A 25,752-nucleotide genomic window follows, 5' to 3' on the forward strand; every position below is an offset into this window, starting at 1 on the left:
TCTGTCTTTCATCCTTCGCGAGCATTTCTATGGCGCGCTATTTCGCTTCCTCGAAACGGTATGTGCTGGTCGCTCTGAGCGTGATTGCCGTCTGTCCGGCCGGTGCGTACGCACAAGTGCTCGATATGGCTCCGAGCCCCGCCGTGAGCGTGCTCGACCACGTGGGCGTCGATCTGAAGAGTGGCTCGATCGTTCGACAGATCGGGACAGTGACCCTCGGTCCGGTCGATGCGCCTAAGCTCGATTTTCCGATCCTGTCGACGTCTTTTATTTTCTCCGGTTCGACGCCTGTCTACGGCGTCAGTTCCAGTCAGTGCGCGGGCACGCCGAACTGCGCTTATCACAACCAAACCTGGACGATGCAGGGCAAATCGGAAACCTTCCTCCTCTCGCCGGCCTCGACGACCGCACCGCGGCCTTATACCGAGCAGGGCTCCAAGGTGTCGGGCACGAGTCTGATACGTCAGGACGGTACGGTCTGGGCGTTTGGCGATGGCGGCGGTGCGACGCTGCCCCCGGGGGTGACAGGCGTAGTGGCATCCGTGACTTACCCCAATGGCGAAAAGTTGACCCACAACTATTCCAATGGAGAGTTGCGCTCCGTCACCAGCAATGCCGGCTACATGATTCATTTTCAGAGTTTCAAGCCCTACCTCGGTGGAATGCCGTCCAAGGTCACGCTCATCAATCTGAAGACGGATTACTGCGCGCCGCTTGCCGCCAGCTGCACGGGGCTGACCGTTAACTGGCCGTCGGCGACATTTACGACCACCAGTAGCAACAACACCAGGACCACCGTAGCCAAAGATAACTTGAATCGCGAGTCTTCCAGCGCGGAGACCACCACTACGGTGCCGTCGGGCGCTGGCATCGACAGATTCACGACGATGTCTCGCTTTGTGACGCCTCAAGGCCGCTGGGTCGAATTTCAGCGCCTGGTTACGTCCTATAGATTTCCGACTTCCGACGGGACGACTTGCTCGACGCGCAGCGTTTTGCAGTGGGCGAAAACAGCCGCAGGGCAGTGGAATTACACATTCCCCGGCAGCGACGACTGTCATTACACGCGGGTTTACGGCGTGGTTTCGACGAGTCCGGACGGTGCGTCCGAACGCTTCCAGACCGGCCTGCATACAGATCAGCTGGGGCGTGATACCTCGTATGTGACCGGGTCGGTCAATACGATCTTCGGTCCTATCGAACTCGACGTCGGCACCATCGTCAAGCCGGAAGGCAATCGGTTTGCTTTCGGTCGCGATGAGCGCCGGAATCTGACGCAGACGACCGCAACGGCCAAATCCGGCGGCGACACGATCTTGGCCCGGGCAGTTTACGGGCCTACTTCGGCTTGCACGGCGACCACGACCAAGATCTGCAACCAACCCGAATATACGATCGATGCCAATGGCAATCGCACCGATTACACGTACTACGCCGAGCATGGTGGCGTGAACACCAAGACGCTGCCTCCCGATGTGGACGGCGTGCGTGCAGTGCTCACCTATACATACGAGCAAAAATCGGCTCGATACAAGAATGGGCCGAGCACTTTCATCAACGGTGCGCCGATCTGGAAGCTCACAAGATTCTCCCGATGCAAGCAGGGGACGAGCTGCGCAGGCACCGCCAATGAGGTCATCGTGACCTACGGGTACGATGACAACCTGCTGCTCACTACCGAGACGATCAGAGACGGCGCCGGAGCGGTGTTCTCGTCGAACACTAAAACCTACGATTCGGTCGGCAACCTCATCGAAGTCGACGGGCCGTTGCCTGGGGCGGTCGACAAGGTTTACTCGTTCTATGACGATGCGCGTCAGAAAATCGGTGAAATTGGCATCGATCCGGACGGCGCCGGCCCCCTGCCGCGTCCGGCAACCAGGACGAGCTATAACGACGATGGGCAGCCAACCTACGTCTATGCGGGCACGACGAATGGCACGACGCTCGCGGATCTCAATGCGATGAGTGTCGTTCGCTATATCCACACGCAATACGATGACCTCGGCCGCGCCAACATTGAGACTGTAGTCGCGGGTGGCGTGACTCAGCGTATCACCCAGTACAGCCATGACTTTCGCGGCAAGGTCCTTTGCACGGCTGTTCGAATGAATCCGTCGGTCTATGGTTCGCTGCCGACCGATGCATGCGCACCGTCGATTGCAGGAGTCTATGGGCCGGATCGGATTACCCAGAACGTTTACAACGCGGCGGGTGAACTGACACAGGTCATTCAAGGTGTCGGCACTCCATTGCGGCGCACGTATGCCACGTACAAATACACCGATAACGGCCTGCCGCAGGATTGGGTTGATGCCAATGGCAATCGCACGCATCTGACCTACGATGGTTTCGATCGCCTCGATACGACGTATTTTCCGTCGCCCACTCGGGCCTCGGCGTTCAATCCAGCAACTCCTGAATCCGCCCTCGCCAGCGCCAATGCCTACAACACCGGTGACTACGAGAAGTTCGAGTACTACCCCGGCGGCAATCGTCGCACCTGGCGCCGCCGCGATGGTGCTGTGATCGGCTACGCCTACGATGGGCAGAACCGGCAAATTTCCAGAGATCTACCGGGCGGCTCCGACCAGGACGTTTACACTGACTACGATTTGCTCGGCAACGTCACATCACGGCGCTTCACGTCGCGCAGCGGGCCGGGCATCACCTACGTTACTGATGCCATGGGGCGGGTAACGTCGACCACCGATATGAACGGTCGCACGCTCGGCTACGGATATAACGAGGCATCCGGACGGGTGCGCGTGACCTATCCAGATAACAACTACATTGGTTATCAGCTCGATTATGCCAATCGCATTACCAATTTCGGCTGGAATGCTCTCACCGGCTTGTATTCCCAAAGCTTTGACGCTCTCGGGCGTCTGTCGACCATGACCAAGGGCAGCGGCACCACGAGCTTCGACTATCACCCGGTCGGCTACGTGTCCAGCATGGTCAATAACTTTGCGGGCAGCGTGAACGACATCACATGGTTATTCCCGACGTATAACCCCGTTGGACAGATGGTTGCTCAGAACACCTCGTCAGATCTATATGACTACGTCGAGTCCGCGGTGCTCACGACCGGCAAAAGCTACGATGGTTTGAATCGTGACGCTGCGATTGCCGCGCTTGCCAATGGCTACGACGCGCGCGGCAACTTGCGCAATGACGGAGTGCGTTCGTTTACATACGACATCGAGAACAAGCTTCTCACCGCAACCGGAGGGTCGGCAAATCTGACGCTGACCTATGATCCGGAGGGGCGCATCTCCAAGTATCGCTCTGGCACGAACGAAATCACATTCGTCTATGATGGCGCCGATCTGGTGGCCGAGTACAGCAGCGGTGGCGTCATGCTGCGCCGATATGTGCACGGTTCGGGCACCGATGATCCGATTCTGTGGCTGGAGGGGGCGGGCAATAGCGATCGACGCTATCTGTACGCCAACCATCAGGGCAGTGTGATCGCATACGCCGATGCGGCAGGGAACCGCCAGGCCGTTTACAAATACGGCCCGTACGGCGAGCCCAAGGATGCGAGCAACAACGAATCGTGGGATGGCTTCCGCTTGCGTTACACCGGCCAACTCATCCTGCCCGAGGCCAAGCTGTACTATTACAAGGCTCGCGTTTATGACCCCGTTTTCGGGCGTTTCTTACAGACCGATCCGGTGGGGGCGCAGGACGATCTGAACATGTATGCCTATGTGCGCAACGATCCGGTCAACAAGTCGGATCCGACCGGCACGATCTGCACCGGCGACACGCAGGTGGATGCCCGATGTACCTCCGATTATTTCAACGGTATCCCAATGGATAAGGCGAAAGAAGCCGGCATGATTTCCAATCGGATGCAGGGGAAGATCGACAGGTATGACAAGAGCGCAACGGAAGGCTATAAAAAAGCGATGAAAATGGGAGACGACACCGTCAAGGTCAAAGCGTTCGCGAACGCACCGGAGCGGGAAGTGTCGGGTAACCGGCTCGCGCAGAAGATGCGCGAAACCAAAGTCAACATCGAAACAAGGGAGGGAAACGCGTCCGATGGCAAACCTTACCAATCCACAGAGACTGCCGGAGGGTACGCTGGCGCCTATCTGCGCAATGATTACGGGGTCGAATATTTGAACCTGGCGATGATCAGTGTAGTGAACAGGGCGTTGAATCTGCCGGATACGCCAGCGCATAACCGCACGCAGTCCGGAGTGATGCTACATGAGGCCATCCATCTTACGCCGGGCATGTATTCGAGAGACCCCGGCCATCAGAATTCGTTCAGGAACGCTGTAAACCAGATTCTCGATCGGCCATAACAGGATGCTGAGCATGCAAAGAATGAGGTTGTTGGGGGGCTCGATGCTCGTCGCTGCCGCACTCATCAGTTCTGCCCCGTTTGCGCAGGCTGCGGAGCCGGACCTAGGTCTTTGGTTCCAGAAGCTGGTCGATACGCAAACGCGAATGACCGCATACATCACTCGCCTCGACTCACTGAGAGATGCCATCGAGGTACGTGGCGCATCGCCGGCCGTTGCTTGCGACCCGGCCAGAATGCGAGATCTGTACGAGCCTATCAACGAAGAAATCGCCCGCCTCGTTGCCGATGCTGGGCCTTTGCAACTCGAGCAGGACGCGATGACTGCACTGAGCCGTTTGCAGGAGAATTGGATCACGCTGCAGCGGCGGCAATTTTCCCGCTGGGAGGAAGTGTCCGAGATCAAGAACATCGATCTGAAGCTCTTGTGCTTGCAAGGTGGGGATTTGATCCAAGTGCGAATGGAGATGGGCGACGATCAGGCAACGTTGGCGAAGGCGGTTGCCCGGCGGCTTGTTGAGAAGTAGATGTCAGCTTTGTTCTGGCTGCAGCCAGCTGGCAAATAATCGTCAGCCCGACGCCGGCCCTGGCGTCCCGGTAAATATCCTCCAATGATAGTCACCGGTCGCACCGGATGCTCATTGTCCTCTAAGATATTCACACGCAAGTGAGTGAGTATTGACGCGGGGCACGGCCGATAGCATGATCCGGCCACGCGCTGGCTCCAAGACCGGCGTTTCTTGCAGGGGGAGGAGTTATGGCGTCTGGTTTGCTGGCGTCCGCCTCGGCGGTCGCACTGTTCGTGTTACCCACCATTGCGGCGGCTCAGGCTTCGGGGGAGGGCAATGCCCAGCTCGAAGAAATCATCGTCAGTGCTACGCGCCGTAGTGAACGGCTGCAGGACGTTCCGCTCAGCATCACCGCGTTCTCGCAGGACGATCTGACCGCCAAGGGCATCGTCGGTTACGAAGGGTTGGCGCGTGAAACGCCGGGTATCGTGCTCAACAAGCCCACGGCCAATTTCAACAATTTCACCGCGCGCGGTATCGCCACCAATGGCTACGGCGCGAATCTGCAGAATACGGTGGCGATTTACATCGACGAGTTGCCGATCTCCACCATCGGCAACACCACCGTGCTCGATCCAAATCTGTTCGACGTAGAGCGCATCGAGTTCCTGCGCGGGCCGCAGGGCACGCTGTTCGGGTCGGGCTCGTTGTCCGGCGCGCTGCGAATTCTCACCAAGAGTCCGGATCTGAATGCGTTCGACGCTGCGGTCATGACCGATACTGGCGTGACCGACGGCGGGGGGCTGCGGCAGCGTTATAACGGCATGCTCAACACGCCGCTGGTCGACGACAAGCTGGCGTTGCGCCTGGTCGGTTTCTATCGCGATGAAGAGGGTTATGTCGACAACATCGGCACCGGCATCAAGGACTCCAACACACTGATCGATTGGGGCGGTCGCGCCATCCTGTTGTGGAAGCCTACCGATGCATTGTCGGTGCGAGTGCTGGCTTCGTACGAAGACAGCACTCCGAAGGATTCGGCGCTGATCGATCCGAGGCTGGGCGACTTCAAGCGCAACTCGGATCGTCCGGATCTGTTCGTCGGCGAGCTCACCACGTTCAATGCCACCATCGAGTACCAGTTCGACGGTGCCTTGCTCACCAGCTCCTCGACCTATTCGACGTTCGATCAAAAGTTCTTTGTCGATCTGGCGGGCACGTTCAACAGTGCGATCGCGTTCGGCCTGGATGCGTACGCCTATCAGGACACGTTCGTCGAGGAGCTGCGGCTTGCTTCGGAGGGCGGCGGCAAGTTCGACTGGGTGATCGGCGGCTTCTTCCTCGACCGGCGCCTGGATGTCGATTATTTCTATCGTTCGTCGCCCGAGTTCCTGGCGGCGCGCGGCATCACCGGGCTGCCGGATGAGTACTATCAGCGGCAGTACAACCACACGCTCTCGCACGAAATCGCCGGCTTCGGCGAGCTGACCTATCACGTCAATGATCGTTTCTGGCTGACCGCCGGCCTGCGTTACGCCAGCCTGGATTCTCGAGCCTACGTTGAAGGCGGCTATAACAGCGCGTATCTCACGAATGCGCTGCTGGGCATCTCCGGTCCATTGGCGATGATTCCGATTGCGCCCGTCAAAGGTGTCAAAGCGCAGGAGCGCCGGCCCTCGTACAAGCTGAGCGCGTCGTTCCAGCCGATTCCGGAAGTGACTACCTATGCGACGGTGTCGACCGGTTTTCGCGCGCCGGTGGTCAATGGCTTTGCCGGCCGTGCCAGCCTGGTCGATCCCAACGACCTGATCATTCCGAATGGCGCCGCCACGGACAAGCTGCAGAACTATGAGCTGGGCATGAAGGCGACGTGGTTCGGTGGCCGACTGACCTCCAATCTCGCTGCCTACTTGATCGATTGGAGCGACATTCAGGTGCAGGCGAACCGAGTGTCGGACTCGGTGCAGTTCGCGACCAACATCGGTGAAGCGCGCAGCAAGGGCCTCGAATTCGAGATCGTGGCGCTGCCGGTCCGCGACCTGCAGATCGGCGTGAGTGGCTCGTTCAATCGAGCGCATGTAACCAAGCTGACTCCGCAGGAAGCGGCGATCTCCGGCGCGGTGCCCGATGCCAGATTGGCGGCGCCGAAGTTCCAGGGCGCGGCGTATCTGAACTACGGCTTCGATGTCACAGACAGCGCGCGAGGCTTCTTCTCGGCAGCGTTCCAGCATGTCGACTCGTTCCCGAGCTCGTTCCCACGCGTCCCGGGCGCGCCGAATCAAACCCTGGCGACGTATGGGTACACGGATAGCTACAGCAACGTGAATCTCACGCTGGGTGCAATCTTCGGGAAGTTGATCGTGACGACGTACGTCGAGAACCTGTTGAACGACGATTCGGTCACGTACATCCATCCCGAGGCGTTCCTGGCGAATCGCTTTGGCACCATGCGGCCGCGGACGATCGGCTTGCGCATCAACTACGATCTCTAAGGAGATAATGTGGTAGCGACCACGGTAGCTGCGCGGCCCGACGCACGAGCCTGGTTCGTGCTCGGCATGTTGTGCTTCGTCTATGTGCTGAACTTCCTGGATCGGCAGTTGCTGTCGATCCTGGCCAAGCCCATCCAGGACGATCTGGGAGTCACCGATGGTCAGCTCGGGCTGATCAGCGGGCTGTATTTCGCGCTGTTCTATTGCCTGATCTCGATCCCCGTCGGTTGGCTGGCGGATCGGACCAATAGGGTGCGAGTGCTGTCGTTCGCGTGTGCGCTTTGGAGTGCGGCGACCGTTGCCTGCGGATTCTCTTCGACGTATCCGCAGCTCGTCGCCGCCCGCATGGCCGTCGGCGTAGGCGAGGCGGGCGGCGTGCCGCCGTCGTACGCAATCATTTCCGACTACTTCGGGCCGGGCACGCGCGGCACGGCGCTGGGCTTGTTCAATCTGGGTCCGCCGCTAGGGCAAGCGCTTGGTGTGGCATTCGGTGCATCGATTGCAGCCGCCTACAGCTGGCGAAGCGCCTTCGTGGTGCTCGGCACCGTTGGCATCGTTACAGCGCTGCTGGTCTATCTGCTTGTCAGAGAGCCTGAGCGGGGTCGTCTCGACATCAAGCCGACCGTCGCGCCGTCGTCTGCGGCGACGGAGAAGGCGGGTTTCTACCCGACGATCGCAATGTTCTTTTCGCGGCCCGTGTTGGTACTCGTGTCGCTCGCCAGTGGCGCCACGCAGTTTGTCACCTATGCGTCATTGAACTTCACGACACTCTTTCTGATGCGCGAGAAGGGAATGACGCTGAGCGAGATCGCCGTGTACTACGCGCTGCTCATCGGCATCGGTGTCAGCGCCGGCATGTATGCATCCGGCCGTCTGGTCGACAAGTTCGCGCCGCGTGGCAAGCAGGCGTATGCAATGGTGCCAGCGGTAGGGCTGGCGCTCGCAATTCCGTTCTTCATCGGCTTCGTGTGGGCGCCGACCTGGCAGCTGGCGCTGCTGTTTCTCATCGGACCGACCTTCTTCAACTACTTCTATCTCTCGCCGGCCGTCGCGCTCGTGCAGGAGGAAGTACGGCCGCAGGAACGTGTGCTGGCGGGAGCTCTGTTGTTGCTCGTCATGAATCTCATCGGGCTGGGACTCGGACCGACGTATCTCGGCGCCATGAGCGATCTGTTGCGCGACAGTCATCCGAGCAATTCGCTGCAAATTGCCTTTTACACGCTGGTCCCTTTCTACGTGCTCGCGGTGCTCCTGTTTTTCAGCTTGGCCCGGAAGCTGAAGCGCGAGTCGGTCTCGACTGGAGGCAACCCTTGATGTCATTTCGTTTGCGCCTTGTTGCGTGGAGTGCGGCAGCTTTGTTTACCGTGCCTGCAGCTGCACAGGATCCCGTCGTTCGTGCGCCCGCCGGCGCAGTGAAAGGGCAGGCCGAAGGCGGGATCAACATGTTCAAAGGACTGCCATACGCGCAGCCCCCGGTGGGCGCTGCACGTTGGAAACCGCCGGTCGAGATGCCAACGTGGAGCGGCGTGCGTGACGCAACCAAGTTCGGCGCGGCGTGCATTCAACCCAAGGCGCGTTCGGGAAGCATCTACGCTTGGGATCTCGGCGCAGTGAGTGAAGACTGCCTGTTCCTCAACGTGTGGGCGAAGCCGGGCGTCAGCAATGCGCCAGTGATGGTTTGGATTCATGGCGGCTCGCTCACGACCGGCTCTGGCAGCGAGCCGATGTATGACGGCTCGAAATTCGCCGAACGCGGCGTCGTCGTGGTGTCGATCAACTATCGCCTCGGCGTCCTCGGCTATCTCGCGCATCCTTTGCTGAGCGCCGAGTCCAACGGCAACCTCTCGGGCAACTACGGTCTGCTCGACCAGATCGAGGCGCTGCGCTGGGTGAAGCGAAACATCGGCGCATTCGGCGGCGATGCGTCGAATGTGACGATCGCAGGTGAGTCGGCCGGTGCTCTGAGCGTGATGTACTTGATGACATCGCCGCCGGCGCGCGGCTTGTTTCACAAGGCAATCGCGCAGAGCGCCTACATGATTTCCACGCCCGAGCTGAAGGAGTCGCGCTTCGGCGAGCAGCCGGCTGAGGCGATCGGGGCGCGGCTCGTGTCGGCGCTCGGGGCGAAGGACCTGGCGTCGCTGCGGGCGGTCGATCCGCAGAAGTTGATGGAGGCCGGTGCGCAAACTGGCTACTTCCCGCTGGGCACGGTGGATGGCCGCGTTTTGCCGCGCCAACTGGTCGAAGCGTTCGACCGTGGGGATCAGGCGCCTGTCCCCATCATTGCAGGCTTCAACAGCGGTGAGATCCGCTCGTTGCGCTTCCTCGCGCCGCCGGTGCCGGCCAATGCGGCCGTGTACGAGGCGTCGATTCGCGACAAATATGCCGATCTGGCAGACCGCTTCTTGAAGCTCTATCCGAGCAATCAGCTCGAGCAGAGCATCCTGGCAACAACCCGCGACGCGTTGTACGGCTGGACGGCCGAGCGGCTGGTGAGCAAACAAACTGCGCAGGGTCAGGCGGGCTTTCTCTATCTGTTCGATCACGGTTATCCGGCCGCGGAGGCTGCGGGCCTTCACGCCTTTCACGCGGCTGAGCTGCCCTATATGTTCGGCACGGCGGCGCGAACGCCACCGCTCTGGCCGAAAGTGCCGTCAACGCCGGTGGAGACAAAACTATCCGACGCGATGATCGACTACTGGGCCAGCTTCATTCGCTCCGCCGAACCGACTGCTGCCGGTCAGGCGAACTGGCCGGCTTACGGTTCGACTCGCGCGTACATGACTTTTGCCGGCGAGCCGCGAGCAGCGACGCATCTGATGCCGGGCATGTATGAATTGAACGAGGAGATCGTGTGCCGGCGTCGAGCCGACGGTGGGCAATCCTGGAACTGGAACTTTGGAATCGTCTCGCCGCGACTGCCGCCGGCTGCGGAGTCTTGTCGATGATCGAAGGGTCCATGCAAGAGTTCCCCCTGACTCTCGACAAGTTTCTCTATCACGCCGCCAAGTGGCACCCGCGAGCGCAGGTGGTGACGGCGCGCGAAGGCGGCAAGTCCGATCGCGTGGACTACGCGGATTTGCGATTACGCAGTCAGCGTGTCTCCGCGATGCTGCGGAATTTCGGCATCGGATTCGGCGACCGCGTGGCCACGCTGGCGTGGAATACGCAAGCACATGTCGAGGCCTGGTACGCGATCATGGGCATGGGCGCGGTCTGTCACACGCTCAATCCTCGACTCACCGCTGCGCAGCTTGCTTCGATGCTGGCGCAGTCGGCCTGCCGAGTGATGATTGTGAGCGCGGATCTCGCGCCGCTCGCACAGCAGATCGTCGAGCGCACATCGACGGTCGCAAAGGTCGTCATCATCGATGGGCCGTTGGATGCGTGGCGAGGCGAGCGGTATGGGCCGTCGGTGGTCGCGCTCGAGGACGAGATTGCCGCGAACGAAGACCCGGTCGAGTGGGGGCACTTCGACGAACGATCCGCCTGCGGGCTGTGTTTCACCTCGGGTACGACGGGCGCACCGAAAGGTGTGACATACACCCATCGATCGAGCTTTCTCCATACGTTGCGTCTGCTGCAGGCGGATGTCTTCGGCATCACTGGCGCCGATAGCGTGCTCACCGTCGTGCCGATGTTTCATGCCAATGCGTGGGGCTTGCCATTCGCAGTGCCGGCAGCGGGGGCGAAGCTGGTGCTGCCAGGTCGCTATGCAGACGGAGCGAGTCTGGCGCGTTTGATCGCAGCCGAGGGTGTAACGATTGCCGTGGGCGTGCCGACAGTCTGGCTGGGACTGGTCGAACATCTCGAAGCCACAGGCGGCGAGGTGCCAACGCTGAAGCGCATCCTGGTCGGTGGTGCGCCGTTGCCGCCTGCATTGATGGAACGGATCGAGCGACGCCTTGGGGCTTCGTTGCAAACCAGCTGGGGCATGACCGAGCTGTCGCCCTCGGGCACGGTGTCGGCGCCGAATGATCCGAAGCGCTCGGCAGCCGTTTCGGGGCGCCCCGCGGTGGGAGTCGATCTGATGCTGACCGACGCCGATGGCCACCCGCTGCCCGAGCAACGCGGTGTGGAAGGGTACTTGCGTGTGCGCGGTGCCAGCGTCATCGAGCGTTATTTTGGCGACGACCGCCCTGCAACCGACGCCAACGGCTGGTTCAACACGGGCGACCTGGCGCGTATCGATGGCGACGGTCAGTTGATTATCACCGGCCGGGCCAAGGATCTGATCAAGTCGGGCGGCGAGTGGATCAACCCTGCCGAGATCGAGGCCATCGTCGGTCGCTTGCCCGAAGTCGCGCTTGCAGCAGTGATCGGCCGCACCGACCCGAAGTGGGGCGAGCGCCCTATCCTGCTGGTGGAGCTGCGGGAGCCTGGGGCAATCACCGATGAGGCGCTGCTCACGACATTGCGTGGCCAGGTGGCGCCCTGGTGGATTCCCGATGCCGTGCTTCGCCTGCCGCGCATGCCGCTGGCAGCCACTGGAAAGATCGACAAGATGCGCCTCAGATTAGAATACGGCGGTGGTTGAGGCGAAGCGTCGAACCCGGAGGGCCTCCGGAGCGTCTTCGCCTGTGCGCTAGACGATGGAGGCTTGAGAACAGTGCCTGCAAATGTGCCCTCGAAAAAAGTGAATGGCCGGCGTAAGCCGTCGAGCAAGGCGAAGACGCCCAGCGCCAAATCCGCCAAGGCGCGCGGCAAGCGCCCGACCAAGGCCGAACAGCGCGCCGAAATGATGGAGCAGATCCTGGACGTGTCCGAGGATTTGTTCTCCAAGCACGGCTTGTATGGCGTCACGCTCAAGGACGTGGCCAAGCAGATCGGCGTGCATCACACGCTCATGAACTATTACTTCAAGGACAAGAAGAAATTGTTCGATGAGGTGTTCGGGCGGCGTGCCGTGGTCACCAGCACCCGACGAATGGATGCGCTCGACGCGTACGAGGCTTCCACCAACGGCAAGCCGACGGTAGAGGGTGCGCTGCACGCGTTCCTCGACACCGACCTGGATCTCTATATCCAGGGCGGCAAGCGCTGGAAGAACTATGGCCGGCTCGGCGCCCAGGTCGCCAATACCCCGGAGTGGGGCGCCCAGTTGATGGACAAGCACTTCGATCCGGTGGTGCTGAAGCTGATCGGGCTGTTGAAGCGGGCGCTGCCGCACTGTCGCGATGAGGATATCTTTTGGGGATATCACTTCGTGACCGGCGCGCTGTTGCTGACGCTGGCGCGCACCGGGCGTATCGACAAGTTGTCCGGCGGCCTGTGCCAGTCGGAAGATTTCGAGGCCGTGAAGAAACGCATGGCCAGATTCATGGCCGGAGGCTTTCTGGCCGTGTGTGGCAGTTCATGATCTGAAGGGGAATGGTATGAGACTGGAGTCGCGGGTCGCGATCGTTACTGGAGCCGGCGGTGGACTGGGCCGTGCACATGCGCTGCTGTTGGCGCGCTATGGTGCCAAAGTCGTCGTGAACGACATGGATCAGTCGGCCGCAAAGCGGGTTGCCGATGAAATCGTCGCCGCGGGCGGCGATGCGATTCCCGTGGCCGCTTCGGTCACCGACGAGGCGGCGGTGGCCGCCATGATCGGCGGGGTGATGTCGCACTGGGGCCGCGTCGACATTCTCATCAATAACGCCGGCATCCTGCGCGACAAGACGTTCGCGAAGATGAGCCTCGCGGACTTCCGCCTGGTGCTGGACGTTCATTTGATGGGCTCGGTCATCTGCACCAAGGCGGTGTGGGACATCATGCGTCAGCAACAGTACGGCCGCGTGGTGATGACCACGTCCTCGTCAGGTCTCTACGGAAACTTTGGTCAATCGAACTACGGCGCGGCCAAGCTGGCGCTGGTCGGGCTGATGCAAACGTTGGGATTGGAAGGCGAGAAGCACAACATTCGTGTCAACTGCCTCGCGCCCACGGCCGCGACGCAGATGACGCACGGTGTGCTCGCAGAGGAAGCTCTGCAGCGGCTGGAGCCAAAGCTCGTCAGTCCTGGATTGCTCGCACTTGTCGCAGAGCAGGCGCCGAATCGCGCGATCATGTGCGCAGGCGCCGGTAATTTCGCGCGTGCGTATGTCACGCTCACGAAAGGTGCGCATGTGGGCGGTGATGCCGATGCGGGCGAGCGCGTGATCGCTCAGTGGGAACAGGTCAGCGATCGCACCGACGAAATCGTTCCGGCCTACGGATTCAAACAAGCGGAGCGCGAATTGGCCAGCGCCGGTTACGTGGCGCCGACCATGGCCGAGCGCTAGTTTCGCGTTCGATCCCCAACTAAAAAGAAAACCCCGCACGGGCCTGGCTCGTGCGGGGTCTGGTCATCGAAGCGTCTCGTTATATCAATCCCACCAGTTCCAGCGCTTGTGGTCCCAGTACCATTCCTTGGGGCGGTGGCCAGAGCGAGCGGGTTTGACTTCGACCTCCATCATGGCGCCGTTCCCGGTCACCGACTTCACTCGGATCAGCGTCTCGGTGTTGGGGTTCTTCACGCCGGCGGCCGGAGTGGCGGCGCGCCAGTACTGCACGCGATCGTCGAACACCGCCGTGCCGGGTTGTGACCGATACACGTAGTCCACGCCGAGCCGGCGCAGTGTCAGCTTGTCGGTTTTCTCGAGCCCGAACGGCGAGTCGAAGCTTTGATATCGCGAAGACCAGGCGGCGCCGTCCGTGCGGGTCAGCGGCGTGGGATGCGCGTCGATGGGCAGGATCAATCCCACACCAGGATGAGCGCTGGTGTTGTTGTCCCCCAAGCGGGTGTCCCAATAGGAAATGAGCAGGCCTTCCTGATACGGGAAGTGCGTCACCCAGTCCTGCAGCTGCGGCGAATTCAGGTCGCCGAAAACATAGGGACCGGTGCGTAGGCCCTTGTCGTAGCCCTTATATTGGCGGAACTCGGCAACATAGGCGTTGAAGAAGCTGCCAAGGTCGCCCTGCACGGCACGGAAGCCGCCGCCCGGTGGGCTGTAGACCCACGGCACAGTGACTTCGCCGCCATCCGTCTGCTGTCCGGTGATCTGAATGTCATCGATCAGCAGGCCCAGGCCATTGGTATAGCTGTCGGTCCAGTAGCGGAAGCCGATCTGCACCGTCCTGCCCGCGAAGGCAGAAAGATTTGCGGTGAGCGGCACCCATTCGAAGCCGGTGTGACCGGTGATGCCATTGCCGAAGTTCTGCCCGTTGGGATTGGTCGTCGTGGACAGACTCGTGGGCACGAGGGTGGTGGTGCCACCATCGACGACTACCAGATAGGCGTAGTCCCAATCGGCCTCGATGTCATATTGAACCTGGGCGCTGAGTGTGGCCGTGCCGGTCGGCAGCGTCACGGTGCGTAACATCGTCGTGTCGAGCTGCGGGCCGCTGCCGCTGTAATAGAACGCGTTGCCTGCATACGGTCCCACCACGTTATCGGGCAGCACGGTGATCAGCGCTTGGGCTTGCTTGGTGTTGTAGGTCGCCGGGCCGAGCTTGTGCTGCGACTTCTTGCCCGCGTGCGCCACCTCATACTTCAGCCAGCCGAGTTGCAGTTTTTCCCACGCGCCCATGTGCACGGGCTTGCTGCCGATGTCGGTCTTGCCGTCGTTGCCATAAGAACCCGAAGACATCAGCGTCCAGAAGCCGGTCGAGTTGTCGCCGCCGTTGGTGTCGTAAAGATCGGGCAGATCGAGGTCGTGACCGAACTCGTGCGCGAACACGCCGACACCGCCATTTTCCGGCTCGACGGTGTAGTCGCCGACCCAGTAATTGCTGTTGCCGATGCGCACGCCGCCGGCTCTGTTGTTGTCAGGGCCGAGCAGGCCTTCCATGTTGTAGTACGCGAACCAGCGGTGGCTCCAGATTGCGGCGCCGCCCTGCGCACCGCCACCCACTTCCTCGCCCATGCCGGCGTGCACGATCTGAAAGTGATCGATGTAGCCGTCCGGCTCGTTGAAATTGCCGTCGCCGTCGTAGTCATTGCGGTCCCACACGTCGAACTTGGCCAGCTCGGCATTGATCTGCGCGGGCGTCTTGCCCGCAGCGATCTGCGCGTTGTACCAGCCGTTCAGCGCGTCACGCAGGAACAGCCACACGCCGGCGCAGGGATAAGCCCCTGGCAGGCCGGGGAATGAACAGTTGTAAGTGACATCGTCGTCATAGCGGTTGGCGTTGTAAGGCACGGTGACCCAGTCCGTGACCGCGCCGTTGACCGTATAGCGGTTCGAAGACAGCTCGATGTAGAAGTTGCGCATCGAGACCGCGCCCGGCTTTTCCGAAAACAACAGCTCTTCGAAATAGGGGCGCGAAAAATCCGGCGCCCAGATGGTGCTGTTATCCACGGTGCGGTCGGGCTGGGGAATCTGATTGTGCAGCGGGCCGGGCTGGCCGCCGAGCGCGGGATGAATCTGGGTGCCGAATTCTCCCAGCACGGTGAAGATCAGGTCCTCACTCTCGCGCTCCAGCTCGATATATTTTCCCTGGTACTTGCCGCGGCCGATCTTGTGCACCCGGCGCGAGCCCTGCCCGAACGTCTGGCCCGAAATCTGACTCGAGGACTGCGCTTCGGAGCGGACCTTTTCTTCCAGGCCCGCCTTGCGCATCTCGCGACGCCTTTCGCCGGCCGGATGCGGCACGTCGTCGCTGTTGGCGCGGCCCTTTACTGTGAAGCCCGCCAGCGCCGGCTCGCCTGGCGCTTTCAGGACGGGCTCGACTGCCGTCTGCGCCAGTGCTGTCGATGCGGCAAGCCCGAAACAAACTGAATATACGGGGATCAGCCAGCGGCGAGGCTGGCGCGACGCTTTACACATTTCCCTGCCTCTCTTGTTGTTGGCGCACAGGCCGTGCGTTGTCGGCAACTGTGAGCCGCTTCGCGTTTGGAAGTCAACGACAGCTAACAAACATTTGCTGGCAACGGCCGGTATACAACGGTGCGCAGGCAATCGATTTGTATATTTACAAAACCGCCAAGTGTCAGTCGAAGCCTGCGCACCTGAACAGTGCGGATGATCCCATCGTTATATTTACTGTGGTGCGATCGGCGGGAGCGATCGATGGCTCGGCCGTTGCATGATGAGGTGTATCTGCTGCAGGATTCGCCGCTATGAAGCTGCTGACATTGCCTTTTGTTTTCGTCGCCACGATGTTCTGCCTGAACGCGGCGGCGGCTGAATCCTCCGATACCACCCTCCTGCTGCGACCCGCCCGCGTGTTCGACGGGACCACGCTGCACGAAGGCTGGCGGGTACTCGTCCAAGGGGATCGCATCGTCGCCGCGGGTGCCGATGTGACTGCACCAACCGGGGCGCGTGAGGTGAACCTTGCCAATCAGACGCTGCTGCCCGGTTTGATCGAAGGCCACAGCCATCTGTTCCTGCATCCGTACAACGAGCGCAGTTGGGATGATCAGGTGCTGCGGGAGTCACTCGCCTTACGAACCGTGCGTGCCGTGACAGCCGCTCGCGCAACGCTCCTGGCCGGATTCACGACCGTGCGCGATCTGGGGACTGAAGGGGCTGGGTATGCAGACGTCGGTTTGAAGCAGGCGATCGATGAGGGCATCGTGCCCGGACCGCGCATGCTGGTAGCGACGCTCGCGATCGTGGCGACTGGCGCGTATGGGCCGAAGGGCTTCGAGCCGGGTGTCCACATTCCGCAAGGTGCGGAAGAGGCGAGCGGTGAGGACGTCGTGCGTGCGGTTCGCCGCCAGATCGCGGCCGGTGCGGATGTCGTCAAGCTCTATGCAGATTATCGCTGGCGACCGGGAGAAGAAAGTCGTCCTACTTTGTCAGCCGCTGAACTGAAAGCAGCGGCCGACGCTGCGCACGATGCGGGCCGAACTGTTGCCATTCATGCGAGCACCCCAGAAGGGATGCGTCGCGCGATTGCCGCTGGTGTCGAGACGATCGAGCACGGTTATGGCGGGACGAAGGAAATCTACGCTGCCATGAAGGAGCGAGGTGTAGCGTTGTGCCCGACGTTGGCGGCGCCGGATGCCGTCGCGCGCTATCAAGGTTGGGACGGGCGCGAGCCCGCGCCAAGAGCAGTTCAGCTTGCACGCTCGGGTTTCAACGCAGCTCGCGCCGCCAAAGTTACGGTTTGCGCCGGCGGCGACGTTGGCGTCTTCGCCCACGGCGACAATGTTCGCGAGCTGGAATTGATGCAAGCCGCGGGCATGCCGGCCCGCGAAGTGTTGATCGCGGCGACTTCGGGGAACGCACGAATCTTCCGCATCGACGACAAGGTGGGCTCGGTGCGGCCGGGCTTGCTGGCGGATCTCATTGCCGTGGAGGGCAATCCGACCGAGGACGTCCGCGTGCTGCGGCAGATTCGTTTCGTCGTGAAAGGTGGGGCAGTCATCGCTAATTGAGTTGGTCGAGCGTGCAGAGTCGATAGAATTGCGTCCTTCTGCGGCCGGTCGGCTGCTCTTGGAGAGAAAGCGTGCAACGGAAGTCGACTCTCATATCTATCGTCTTGCTGGGAGCATTCGCCACGGTGGTGGCTCGGGCCGATCAGCCGGCATCGCCGCCGCATTCGGAGCAGGTCAAGTTTCAGTGGGGTGTGAAGATTCCCCTGCGCGATGGCGTGAAGTTGAACGCCACGGTGTACACGCCCCGGCAGCAGAAAGAGCCTGCGCCCTGCATCTTCACGCTGACGCCGTACATCTCGCAGAACTATCACGATCGCGGCATGTACTTCGCCGCGCATGGCTATCCCTTCCTGACTGTCGACGTCCGCGGTCGAGGCAATTCTGAAGGCGAGTTTCGGCCGCTGATTCAGGAGGCGCGCGACGGTCACGACGTGGTCGAGTGGCTCGCGCAACAGCCGTACTGCAACGGCAAAGTGACGATGTGGGGTGGCTCGTACGCGGGCTACGACCAGTGGGTGACGGCCAAGGAATTTCCGCCGGCTCTGGCGACCATCGTTCCGGTGGCCTCGCCGTATCCAGGCACTGACTTTCCGATGCGCGCGAACATCGCCGGACCTTATCAGATGCAATGGCTCACCCACACCAGCGGCAAGGCCTCGCAGGACCGCATCTTCGGCGACATTGCGTTCTGGTCGACGGTGAATCGTCAGTGGTTCGAGTCGGGTCGGCCCTTCAAGGAGCTCGACACGCAGCTCGGCAATCCGTCCGCGACGTTTCAGGAATGGGTGGCGCATCCCCACCTCGACGACTATTGGGACTCATACAACCCGACGGCCGAGCAGTACGCCAAGCTGTCGCTGCCGATCCTGACGATCACGGGCGCTTACGACGGCGATCAGCCTGGCGCGCTCGAGCACTATCGCCAGCATATGAAGCACGGCAGCGCCCAGGCGAAGGCACGGCACTATCTGGTGATCGGTCCCTGGGATCACGCCGGAACCCGTACGCCGCAGGCGCAGTTCGGCGGCCTCACATTCGGGCCGGCGAGCCTGCTCGATCTGCCGAAGCTGCACCTCGACTGGTATTCATGGACCCTGCAGGGTGGCAAGAAGCCGGAGTTTCTGCAGAAACGCGTGGCGTACTATGTGATGAATGCGGATCGGTGGCGCTATGCCGATTCGCTCGAAGCCGTCACCGCGCAATCGCGCTCCTATTTCCTGGACTCGAGCAGCAATGCCGCCGACGTGCTGGCGTCAGGCTCACTCGGCACTTCGCCAGGCAACGGCAAGCCCGATCAATATATCTACGATCCACGCGATCTGAGCATCGCCGAGGTCGAGCGCGATCTGGAGCCGTGGTCGCTCACGGATCAGCGCACGATCTACGCGCAGCAGGGCAAGCAACTCGTTTATCACACGGCGCCGTTCGAGCGTGACACGGAGATCAGCGGCTTCTTCAAGCTGTCGGCCTGGCTGGCCATCGATCAGCCCGATACCGATTTCGTGGTCTCCGTGCATGAGATTCGCCCGGATGCCAGCTCCATCCTGTTGAGCAACGATCAGCAACGCGCCCGCTATCGCGACAGCAAGCGGCAGGCGAAGCTGATTACGACTCGCGAGCCGCTGAAGTACGACTTTGACGGTTTTACATTCACCTCGCGCATGGTGTCCAAAGGCAGCCGGCTGCGCCTGGTCATCGGGCCGGCCCATTCCATCTACAGCCAGAAGAATTTCAACAGCGGCGGCGATGTTTCCTCGGAGTCGATGAGCGACGCGCGTCCCGTCACCGTCAAGCTCTTTCACGACCGCGCCCATCCGAGCGTGCTGTTCGTGCCGTTCGGCCGGCCTTGACGATGCTGGCGGCGCCGCACAGTTTTAGTGCCGGCGCCGCCTCGCATTGGGGCACGAGAGTTTGATCGCGGCAGCCGCTCGACGCCGGGAAAAGCTGCGAGCGGCGCGAATATATTGAAACAATAATGCAAATTTTGCGGTAACCGTTCCGACGTGTGCAGGATGCATGGAGCCCACATCATCGGAGGTCCGCGCTTGAACATCTCACGCTCCCGGTCTGCGGTTAATTTGTTTGTAGCCGTCGCCATTGCCCTGGGGTCGGCGTTACCGACGCAGGCCGAGGTGCTGGATATCAGCAGCGCCAGCATCGCCGATCTGAGTCAGGCTTATGCCACGGGCAAGCTCACGTCTGAAAAGGTCGTGGCGGCCTATCTCAAACGCATCGAGGCCTACGACAAGCGCGGCCCCACGATCAACGCCGTCATCACTCTCAATCCGAAGGCGCTGCAAACAGCGAGAGCGTTGGACGCGGAGCGTAAGAAAGGCAAGGTGCGTGGACCGCTGCACGGCATTCCGGTCGTGCTCAAAGACAACTTCGATACTTTCGACATGCCGACGACCGCCGGCTCACAACTGCTCGAAGGCTCGATCCCGCCGGATGATGCTTTCGTGGTGAAGCGCTTGCGTGATGCCGGTGCGATCATCCTCGCGAAAGTAAACATGAGCGAGTGGGCAGGCGGCGCGGGCGTTTACGGCACCACCGATCCAGAGCTCGCCAAGAAAGGTGCGGTGCCGAATGGATTCAGTTCGGCCGGTGGTCAGACGCGCAATCCCCATGATTTGTCGCGCGGACCTGCCGGTTCGAGCGGTGGCACCGGTGCGGCGATCGCCGCTGGGTTCGCTCAAGTCGGCCTGGGGACGGATACGGGTGGATCGGTCCGCGGACCTGCGTCGGTGAATGGTTTGGTGGGATTGAAGCCCACCAATGGATTGTTGAGTCGCGACGGTATCGTTCCTTTGTCTTTAACTTTCGACACAGGCGGTCCACTCGCACGCAGCGTCTACGATCTGGCTGTTTCGCTCGGCACGATGACTGGCGTGGATGCTGCGGACGCATTGACACAGACCAGCGCCGGCAAGTTCGAGACTGACTACACGCAGTTTCTGAAACCCGGCGCGTTGCAGGGCGCCCGCATCGGCATCGCGCGTGACTTCATGGGCCGCAACGAGGAGACCGATCGCATCACCGAAGCTGCGATCGCGACGCTGAAAAAGCTCGGCGCCGAAGTGGTCGATGACGTGCGCTATCCCAAATATTTGCTGGACGTGCGGCAGTCGCTGCTGACCACCCTCATGAACGCCGACTTCAAGGTGCAGATCGGCGAGTATCTCGCCACGACTGGACCCAAGTTCCCGAAGTCCTATGCCGACATCGTGGCGCGCTCCAACGATCCGGCAACTCAGTATCGCAGCCCCGAGAAGGCCTGGGGATTGCAGTACAACGCCACCGTTGCGATCGATCAGACGGATCCAGTGTACGTGGCTGGCAAAGAGCACGGGTTGCCGCTGATCAAGTCTTCGATGCTCGCGGTGTTCGAGAATTACAAGCTCGATGCCATTGTCTATCCGACGTCGCCAGAGCCGGCAACACTGATCAATCCTCCGGAAGGGCAGCGTACCGCCGGCGGCGGATCGGCCACTGCCATCGCCAACTTGACGGGCTTTCCCGATCTCATCATCCCTGCCGGCATGACGTCGGATGGGTTGCCGGTGTCGATTTCCTTCTTCGGCCCGGCGTACAGCGAGGCGAAGCTGATCGGCTACGGCTATGACTTCGAGCAGGCGACCAAAGCCCACGTGTTGCCGCAGCACACGCCGGCGTTGGCCTCGGATCGGTTGAAATATTAGCGCCCGACTGGAAATTGACGACCTCGGGCCGGCGCGGAACAACCCGCGCCAGCAACGGTTTTCGTCGAAGAGCCAGCACCGGAGGCCACCATGGCAACTCTGACAGCAGCCCGATCGGGCACGTTTCGCATTGGCGGTGAGCTTGAAGTGCATCGCCTGGGTTTCGGCGCGATGCGCATCACGGGCAAAGGCATCTGGGGGCCACCCGCAGATAAGGCCGAAGCGTTGCGGGTACTGAAACGCTTGCCCGAGCTGGGCGTGAACTTCATCGATACAGCGGATTCCTACGGCCCGGACGTGTCGGAGCAGTTGCTGCGTGAGGCGCTGCATCCGTATCAGGGGCTGGTCGTTGCGACTAAAGCAGGCTTGACGCGTCCGGGTCCGGACGAGTGGGTGCCCAATGGTCGGCCGGATTATTTGCTCAAGCAGGCACGCCACAGTCTGAAGCAGCTTGGTGTGGAGCGCATCGATCTGTGGCAGCTGCATCGGATCGATCCCAAGGTGCCGCGTGAAGAACAGTTCGGTGCGGTCAAACAGCTGCTCGACGAAGGCGTGATTCGTTTCGCGGGACTGAGCGAAGTCACCGTCGAGGAGATCAAAGCGGCTGCCAAAGTCTTCCCGGTCGCGACCGTGCAGAATCTGTACAACCTCGCCAACCGTGCCGCTGAGCCTGTACTGGAGTATTGCGAGCAGCAGGGCATCGGGTTCATTCCCTGGTATCCACTTGCCGCCGGCGAACTGGCGCGCTCCGGCTCGGTGCTCGATAAGATCGCCAAGGAACATCGTGTCGGCCCGAGTCAGATCGCGCTGGCGTGGATCCTCAGGCGCAGCGCGGTGACCTTGCCCATCCCGGGTACCTCGAAAGTGAAACATCTCGAGGAAAACATCGCGGCGGTCGACATTCAGCTTTCGGACAGCGAGCTGACGGCGCTGAACAAACTCAGGGCGTAGCTTCTTTGCGCATCCGGGCGAGGGCGACCTCGCCCAGTGGCTCGGGGTCGCGAACCCGAAAGCTGTCGGCCCACTCGCGAGCGAAGTCGCGCTGATAGGCGATGTTGATGCAGGCGGTCACCGTCATGGCGATCAGCGCGCCCAATGACGCGAGTGCCATATCCTTGTGAGCATCCCAAACATCGCCTTGCGTGCCAAGGTAGGCCATCCCCAAGTCGCCGCCGAAGTTGAGCGCCGCGCCCCATTCGATCAGTTCGTAGAGCATGGAGGTGGACATGGTCAGATCGAGCGGCAGGAAATAGCCCCAGAAGCCGCGGACCGAGACGATGCGCAGGAACACCTCGCGAATGGGGTAGGCGAGCAGCAAGCCGTAGCTGAAGTGCACGACCCGATCGAAGTTGTTGCGCTCCCAACCGAACAGCTCGTCGATGGAAAATCCCAGTAAGGCGCGCCCTGCTTGATCGTATGGGACTTCGGCGTAAGTGTAGTGCGCACCGATCGTATGCAGGCAGATGAACACGAACAGCATCGTGTACGAGATGCGGGACAGCGGAAAGACACGCGCCGTTGCCACGAGGCCGGCGACGCCCAGCAGTAACAGCACGTTTTCGAGCAACCAGTCCGACCGATGCAGCGGCGCGATGGCCAGCGCCACCCAGAGCACGCCGAACAGCACGGCCAGCGTCGACAAATAGGCTTTGCGCGTCACGCACAATCTCCGGAGCGAGAGGCTCGGCAATGTACTCCGGGGCTGCAAACGCAGCTAGCACGGGCTACGGCATTCCCGTAATGCTGTGAATTCCAAGGCGGATTGTGAGTGCGATCACTTTTAAAAATCGCTCGACCGCATTATGTTCTGCTTCATCCGGCCGATGCAGAAGACAACGGGGCATACCCCGGACCATCGGTGGTCGGGCTGAGAGTTGCATCACTTTTTTCGGGAACGAGCGATGAGTTTGCGTTGCGCCGGGATGGTTCTGCTGGGATTGATCGTGGGCGCCCACTCGGCGAATGCGAGCACGGGCTATCTGGCCCGAGCCGAGGTGCGTGAGTTCATCGAGACCATGCACACCGAGCACGGCCTGGACGCGACCGAGCTCGAGCGCATTCTTGGCGACGCGCGCCATCAGCCGGTGGTGAGCCGCTTGATCGGACCGGAGCGGCCGAAGACGGCGCCACCGCCGGTTCGTTCCTATCCGAAGTATCGCGCGAAGTTTCTGACGCAGGCACGCATCGCCGCCGGGGCCCGATTCTGGGACCTGCATGAAGCGGACTTGCGTCGCGCCCAGGCAGAATTTGGCGTTTCACCGGAAATCATCCTCGGCATCCTCGGCGTCGAGACTGCGTTCGGGCAGAACACCGGTTCCTTCCGCGTCGTCGATTCACTGACGACGATCGCCTTCGACGGACCGCGTCGCCAGGACTATTTCCGCGACGAGCTCAAAGAGCTGCTGTTGATGGCACGCGATCTGAGCATCGATCCGCTCACCATCAAAGGCTCGTACGCAGGCGCCATGGGTCTGCCGCAGTTCATGCCCTCGAGCGTGCGCAAGTACGCCGTGGATTTCGATGGGGACGGCATCGTCGACCTGATCGGCAGCACCTCCGACGCCATCGGCAGCATCGCCAGCTATCTCAAGGCATTCGGCTGGGCCGACGGCGAGGCCGCGTTGGTGCCGGTGCAGCTGCCGCCGCACAGTGCGGCCGATCTGGTGACCGGTCTGGAGCGCACGCACGAGGTTGCGGCATTGAAGGAAAAAGGCGTCAGATTTTCCATCAAGCGTCTGCCCGAGGGCGCGTGCTCCGTCATCGAGCTGCCCACGCCGGGCAAGGCGCCGAAATACATGGCCGGCTTCGGTAACTTCGAAGCCATCACTCGGTACAACCGTTCGACGTTCTACGCCACCGCCGTGCTGGACCTCGCCAATGCGATTCGCGAGGCCCGCACGCACGTGACCGCGAGCAATTGACAGTCTAGTGAGCGGTAAGCGCCCTGCCGAAATGCACGCCGCCGTCGTTGACGACGATGTCGGCCTGCGAACGTAGCAGGGCGAGCATCTCCGCCCCCGCGAGGAACATCGGCCCATAGCCGTGCGCGGCCAGCACGTGCACGGGCCGATACATATAAAACATGGGATCCCATCCCATGCCTGTGCCCACACAGGTTCCTTCCACCTGGCCCTTCGCGTTCACTTTCGTCGTGACGGCATTCCAGCCCAGTGACACGGCTGGGCCGAAAGCCCTGGCGTCGAGCCAGCCGCGATTGATTCCCCGCGCGATCGCAAAAACGAACATCGCGCTCGCTGAGGTCTCTTCATACGATTCGCGGCGATCCAGCAGCTGGTGCCACAGGCCAGCATGACCCTGGGCCGCTGTGAGTGCGGCAGCATGCGCTCGATATAGATCCAGAATCCGGGCGCGAGCGGGATGAGCCTCGGGCAAGACCTCGAGGAGTTCGACCATGGCCATGATGGCCCAGCCGTTGGCGCGTGCCCATGGAAACACCGGATGCGGTTGCATGCCTTGCACCCAGCCGTGCATGAACAGCCCACGCTCTTTGACGAACATTCGCTCGGAGAACTGCAGTATCTGTTTGGCGGCATCGTCGAAGTAACTGCTGTCGCCGGTCAGCTTCCCCGCCTGTGCCAGGCAGGGCACGCTCATGTAAAGATCATCGAGCCACAACGACTCGGGCATCGGGCGATTGCGTGCCAGCGTTCCATCCGAGAGCCGAAATTGCGTGCCCGAAACAAACTGCACGTAGTTGTCGATCCACGGTCGCAAGTCGTTACCCGCGCCGACCCGGTGCGCTTTGATCATCGCTGCGCACATGGCGCCCGAATCATCCAGCGAGCGCGGCTTCAGGATCGATCGCAGACTCATGCCATGGGCCACGGTGGGGACCGATCCGTCGGCGGCCAGATGTTTCTTCGCGTGCGTGGCGACTGTCGCGATCCCCGAGAGTCGCTCCTGCGTGTACTTGCGATAGCGCGCATCGCCAGTGGTGTCGGCTGCGAGCAGCATGCCGGAGTAGGTGACACCCCATTCATACGTGAGAATCAGCAGATCCGTTCGATCCAGTGCCACGAGCGGCGGAAGCTTCTTTAGATTGGAGACCGTCGCACCCGTCGTGCCATCCACCACACGCAGAGGACTCGCTTGCTCGAGATAAGCGTGGATGCGTTGTAAGGTCGCCTCGATGCTCTGCGCGGAAGCAGGTTCATACGGAGTGGGATAGTTCGGCGTCAGTCGCCCCGAATAGACGCCAGGATCGACTTGGGGTGACGTGTGAATTTCAGTGGGCGTGGATTGAGCCGCCGCCGTGCCGGTCATCACACAGATCATCAGAGTGCAGATCAAGCTGGTCGTCGCGAAAGTCCGGGGCGAACGTGCCATGAATTGAGTCCCTCAATGCTTGTTTTGACTTGAT

Annotated in this window: 16 protein-coding genes; 13 read left to right on the plus strand and 3 right to left on the minus strand. The window is 61.3% G+C overall.

The window, feature by feature from the left end; genetic code table 11:
- Positions 1-29 precede the first annotated feature (29 nt).
- The 8 genes from D0550_RS17945 (at position 30) to D0550_RS17980 (ending at position 13,588) form a co-directional block, all read left to right on the plus strand.
- A complete protein-coding gene (locus D0550_RS17945; protein WP_116810562.1) occupies positions 30-4,322 on the plus strand; it encodes an RHS repeat domain-containing protein in 4,293 nt (1,430 codons plus the stop codon).
- Between the two features lie 43 nt (positions 4,323-4,365).
- Positions 4,366-4,848, plus strand: coding sequence for a hypothetical protein (locus D0550_RS17950; RefSeq protein ID WP_153067220.1), 483 nt, complete (start codon positions 4,366-4,368; stop codon positions 4,846-4,848).
- A 230-nt stretch (positions 4,849-5,078) separates the two neighbouring features.
- Positions 5,079-7,322 (plus strand): TonB-dependent receptor, encoded by a 2,244-nt coding sequence (locus D0550_RS17955; protein ID WP_116810564.1) that lies wholly within the window; start codon positions 5,079-5,081, stop codon positions 7,320-7,322.
- A gap of 66 nt (positions 7,323-7,388) precedes the next feature.
- On the plus strand, positions 7,389-8,636 hold the full coding sequence (locus D0550_RS17960) for a spinster family MFS transporter (protein WP_116810610.1): 1,248 nt from the start codon (positions 7,389-7,391) through the stop codon (positions 8,634-8,636).
- Positions 8,636-10,270: a carboxylesterase/lipase family protein gene (locus D0550_RS17965; protein WP_116810565.1), complete on the plus strand. Its 1,635-nt coding sequence runs from the start codon at positions 8,636-8,638 to the stop codon at positions 10,268-10,270. The genes D0550_RS17960 and D0550_RS17965 overlap by 1 nt, the downstream gene beginning before the upstream one ends.
- The gene (locus D0550_RS17970) at positions 10,267-11,859 is read left to right on the plus strand and encodes an AMP-binding protein (protein WP_116810566.1); all 1,593 of its coding nucleotides are present in this window, start codon (positions 10,267-10,269) and stop codon (positions 11,857-11,859) included. Before D0550_RS17965 ends, D0550_RS17970 begins: the two co-directional genes overlap by 4 nt.
- 201 nt (positions 11,860-12,060) lie before the next feature.
- Entirely contained in the window at positions 12,061-12,681 is a 621-nt protein-coding gene (locus D0550_RS17975; RefSeq protein ID WP_414717304.1) for a TetR/AcrR family transcriptional regulator, read from the plus strand.
- Positions 12,682-12,697: 16 nt separating this feature from the next.
- On the plus strand, positions 12,698-13,588 hold the full coding sequence (locus D0550_RS17980; protein WP_116810567.1) for an SDR family NAD(P)-dependent oxidoreductase: 891 nt from the start codon (positions 12,698-12,700) through the stop codon (positions 13,586-13,588).
- 84 nt (positions 13,589-13,672) lie between these two features.
- Here the strand turns inward: D0550_RS17980 and D0550_RS17985 are convergent, their stop codons facing one another.
- Complete coding sequence (locus D0550_RS17985; RefSeq protein WP_206606381.1) at positions 13,673-16,114, minus strand: immune inhibitor A domain-containing protein; 2,442 nt, start codon at positions 16,112-16,114, stop codon at positions 13,673-13,675.
- Positions 16,115-16,407: 293 nt separating this feature from the next.
- On the opposite strand from D0550_RS17985, the gene D0550_RS17990 reads away from it, so the two are divergent.
- The 4 genes from D0550_RS17990 to D0550_RS18005 all read left to right on the plus strand — a co-directional run bounded on the left by D0550_RS17990 (position 16,408) and on the right by D0550_RS18005 (position 22,322).
- On the plus strand, positions 16,408-17,673 hold the full coding sequence (locus D0550_RS17990; RefSeq protein ID WP_116810568.1) for a metal-dependent hydrolase family protein: 1,266 nt from the start codon (positions 16,408-16,410) through the stop codon (positions 17,671-17,673).
- Between the two features lie 71 nt (positions 17,674-17,744).
- Positions 17,745-19,523 carry a CocE/NonD family hydrolase gene (locus D0550_RS17995; protein WP_161965905.1) on the plus strand — a complete coding sequence of 593 codons (1,779 nt, stop codon included), beginning with the start codon at positions 17,745-17,747 and terminating at the stop codon, positions 19,521-19,523.
- Positions 19,524-19,751: 228 nt separating this feature from the next.
- Positions 19,752-21,371 carry an amidase family protein gene (locus tag D0550_RS18000; RefSeq protein WP_241520835.1) on the plus strand — a complete coding sequence of 540 codons (1,620 nt, stop codon included), beginning with the start codon at positions 19,752-19,754 and terminating at the stop codon, positions 21,369-21,371.
- Between the two features lie 90 nt (positions 21,372-21,461).
- Positions 21,462-22,322 carry an aldo/keto reductase gene (locus D0550_RS18005; protein ID WP_116810571.1) on the plus strand — a complete coding sequence of 287 codons (861 nt, stop codon included), beginning with the start codon at positions 21,462-21,464 and terminating at the stop codon, positions 22,320-22,322.
- Here the strand turns inward: D0550_RS18005 and D0550_RS18010 are convergent.
- A complete protein-coding gene (locus D0550_RS18010; RefSeq protein WP_116810572.1) occupies positions 22,312-23,037 on the minus strand; it encodes a DUF2238 domain-containing protein in 726 nt (241 codons plus the stop codon). The genes D0550_RS18005 and D0550_RS18010 overlap by 11 nt on opposite strands.
- Positions 23,038-23,272: 235 nt before the next feature.
- Between D0550_RS18010 and mltB the strand changes: the two genes are divergently transcribed.
- Entirely contained in the window at positions 23,273-24,292 is a 1,020-nt protein-coding gene (mltB, locus tag D0550_RS18015; protein WP_116810573.1) for a lytic murein transglycosylase B, read from the plus strand.
- A 4-nt stretch (positions 24,293-24,296) separates the two neighbouring features.
- Here mltB and D0550_RS18020 read toward each other — a convergent pair whose 3' ends face one another.
- Positions 24,297-25,718 (minus strand): glycoside hydrolase family 88/105 protein, encoded by a 1,422-nt coding sequence (locus tag D0550_RS18020; protein ID WP_116810574.1) that lies wholly within the window; start codon positions 25,716-25,718, stop codon positions 24,297-24,299.
- Positions 25,719-25,752: the final 34 nt, after the last annotated feature.

The organism is Steroidobacter cummioxidans (assembly GCF_003104955.1).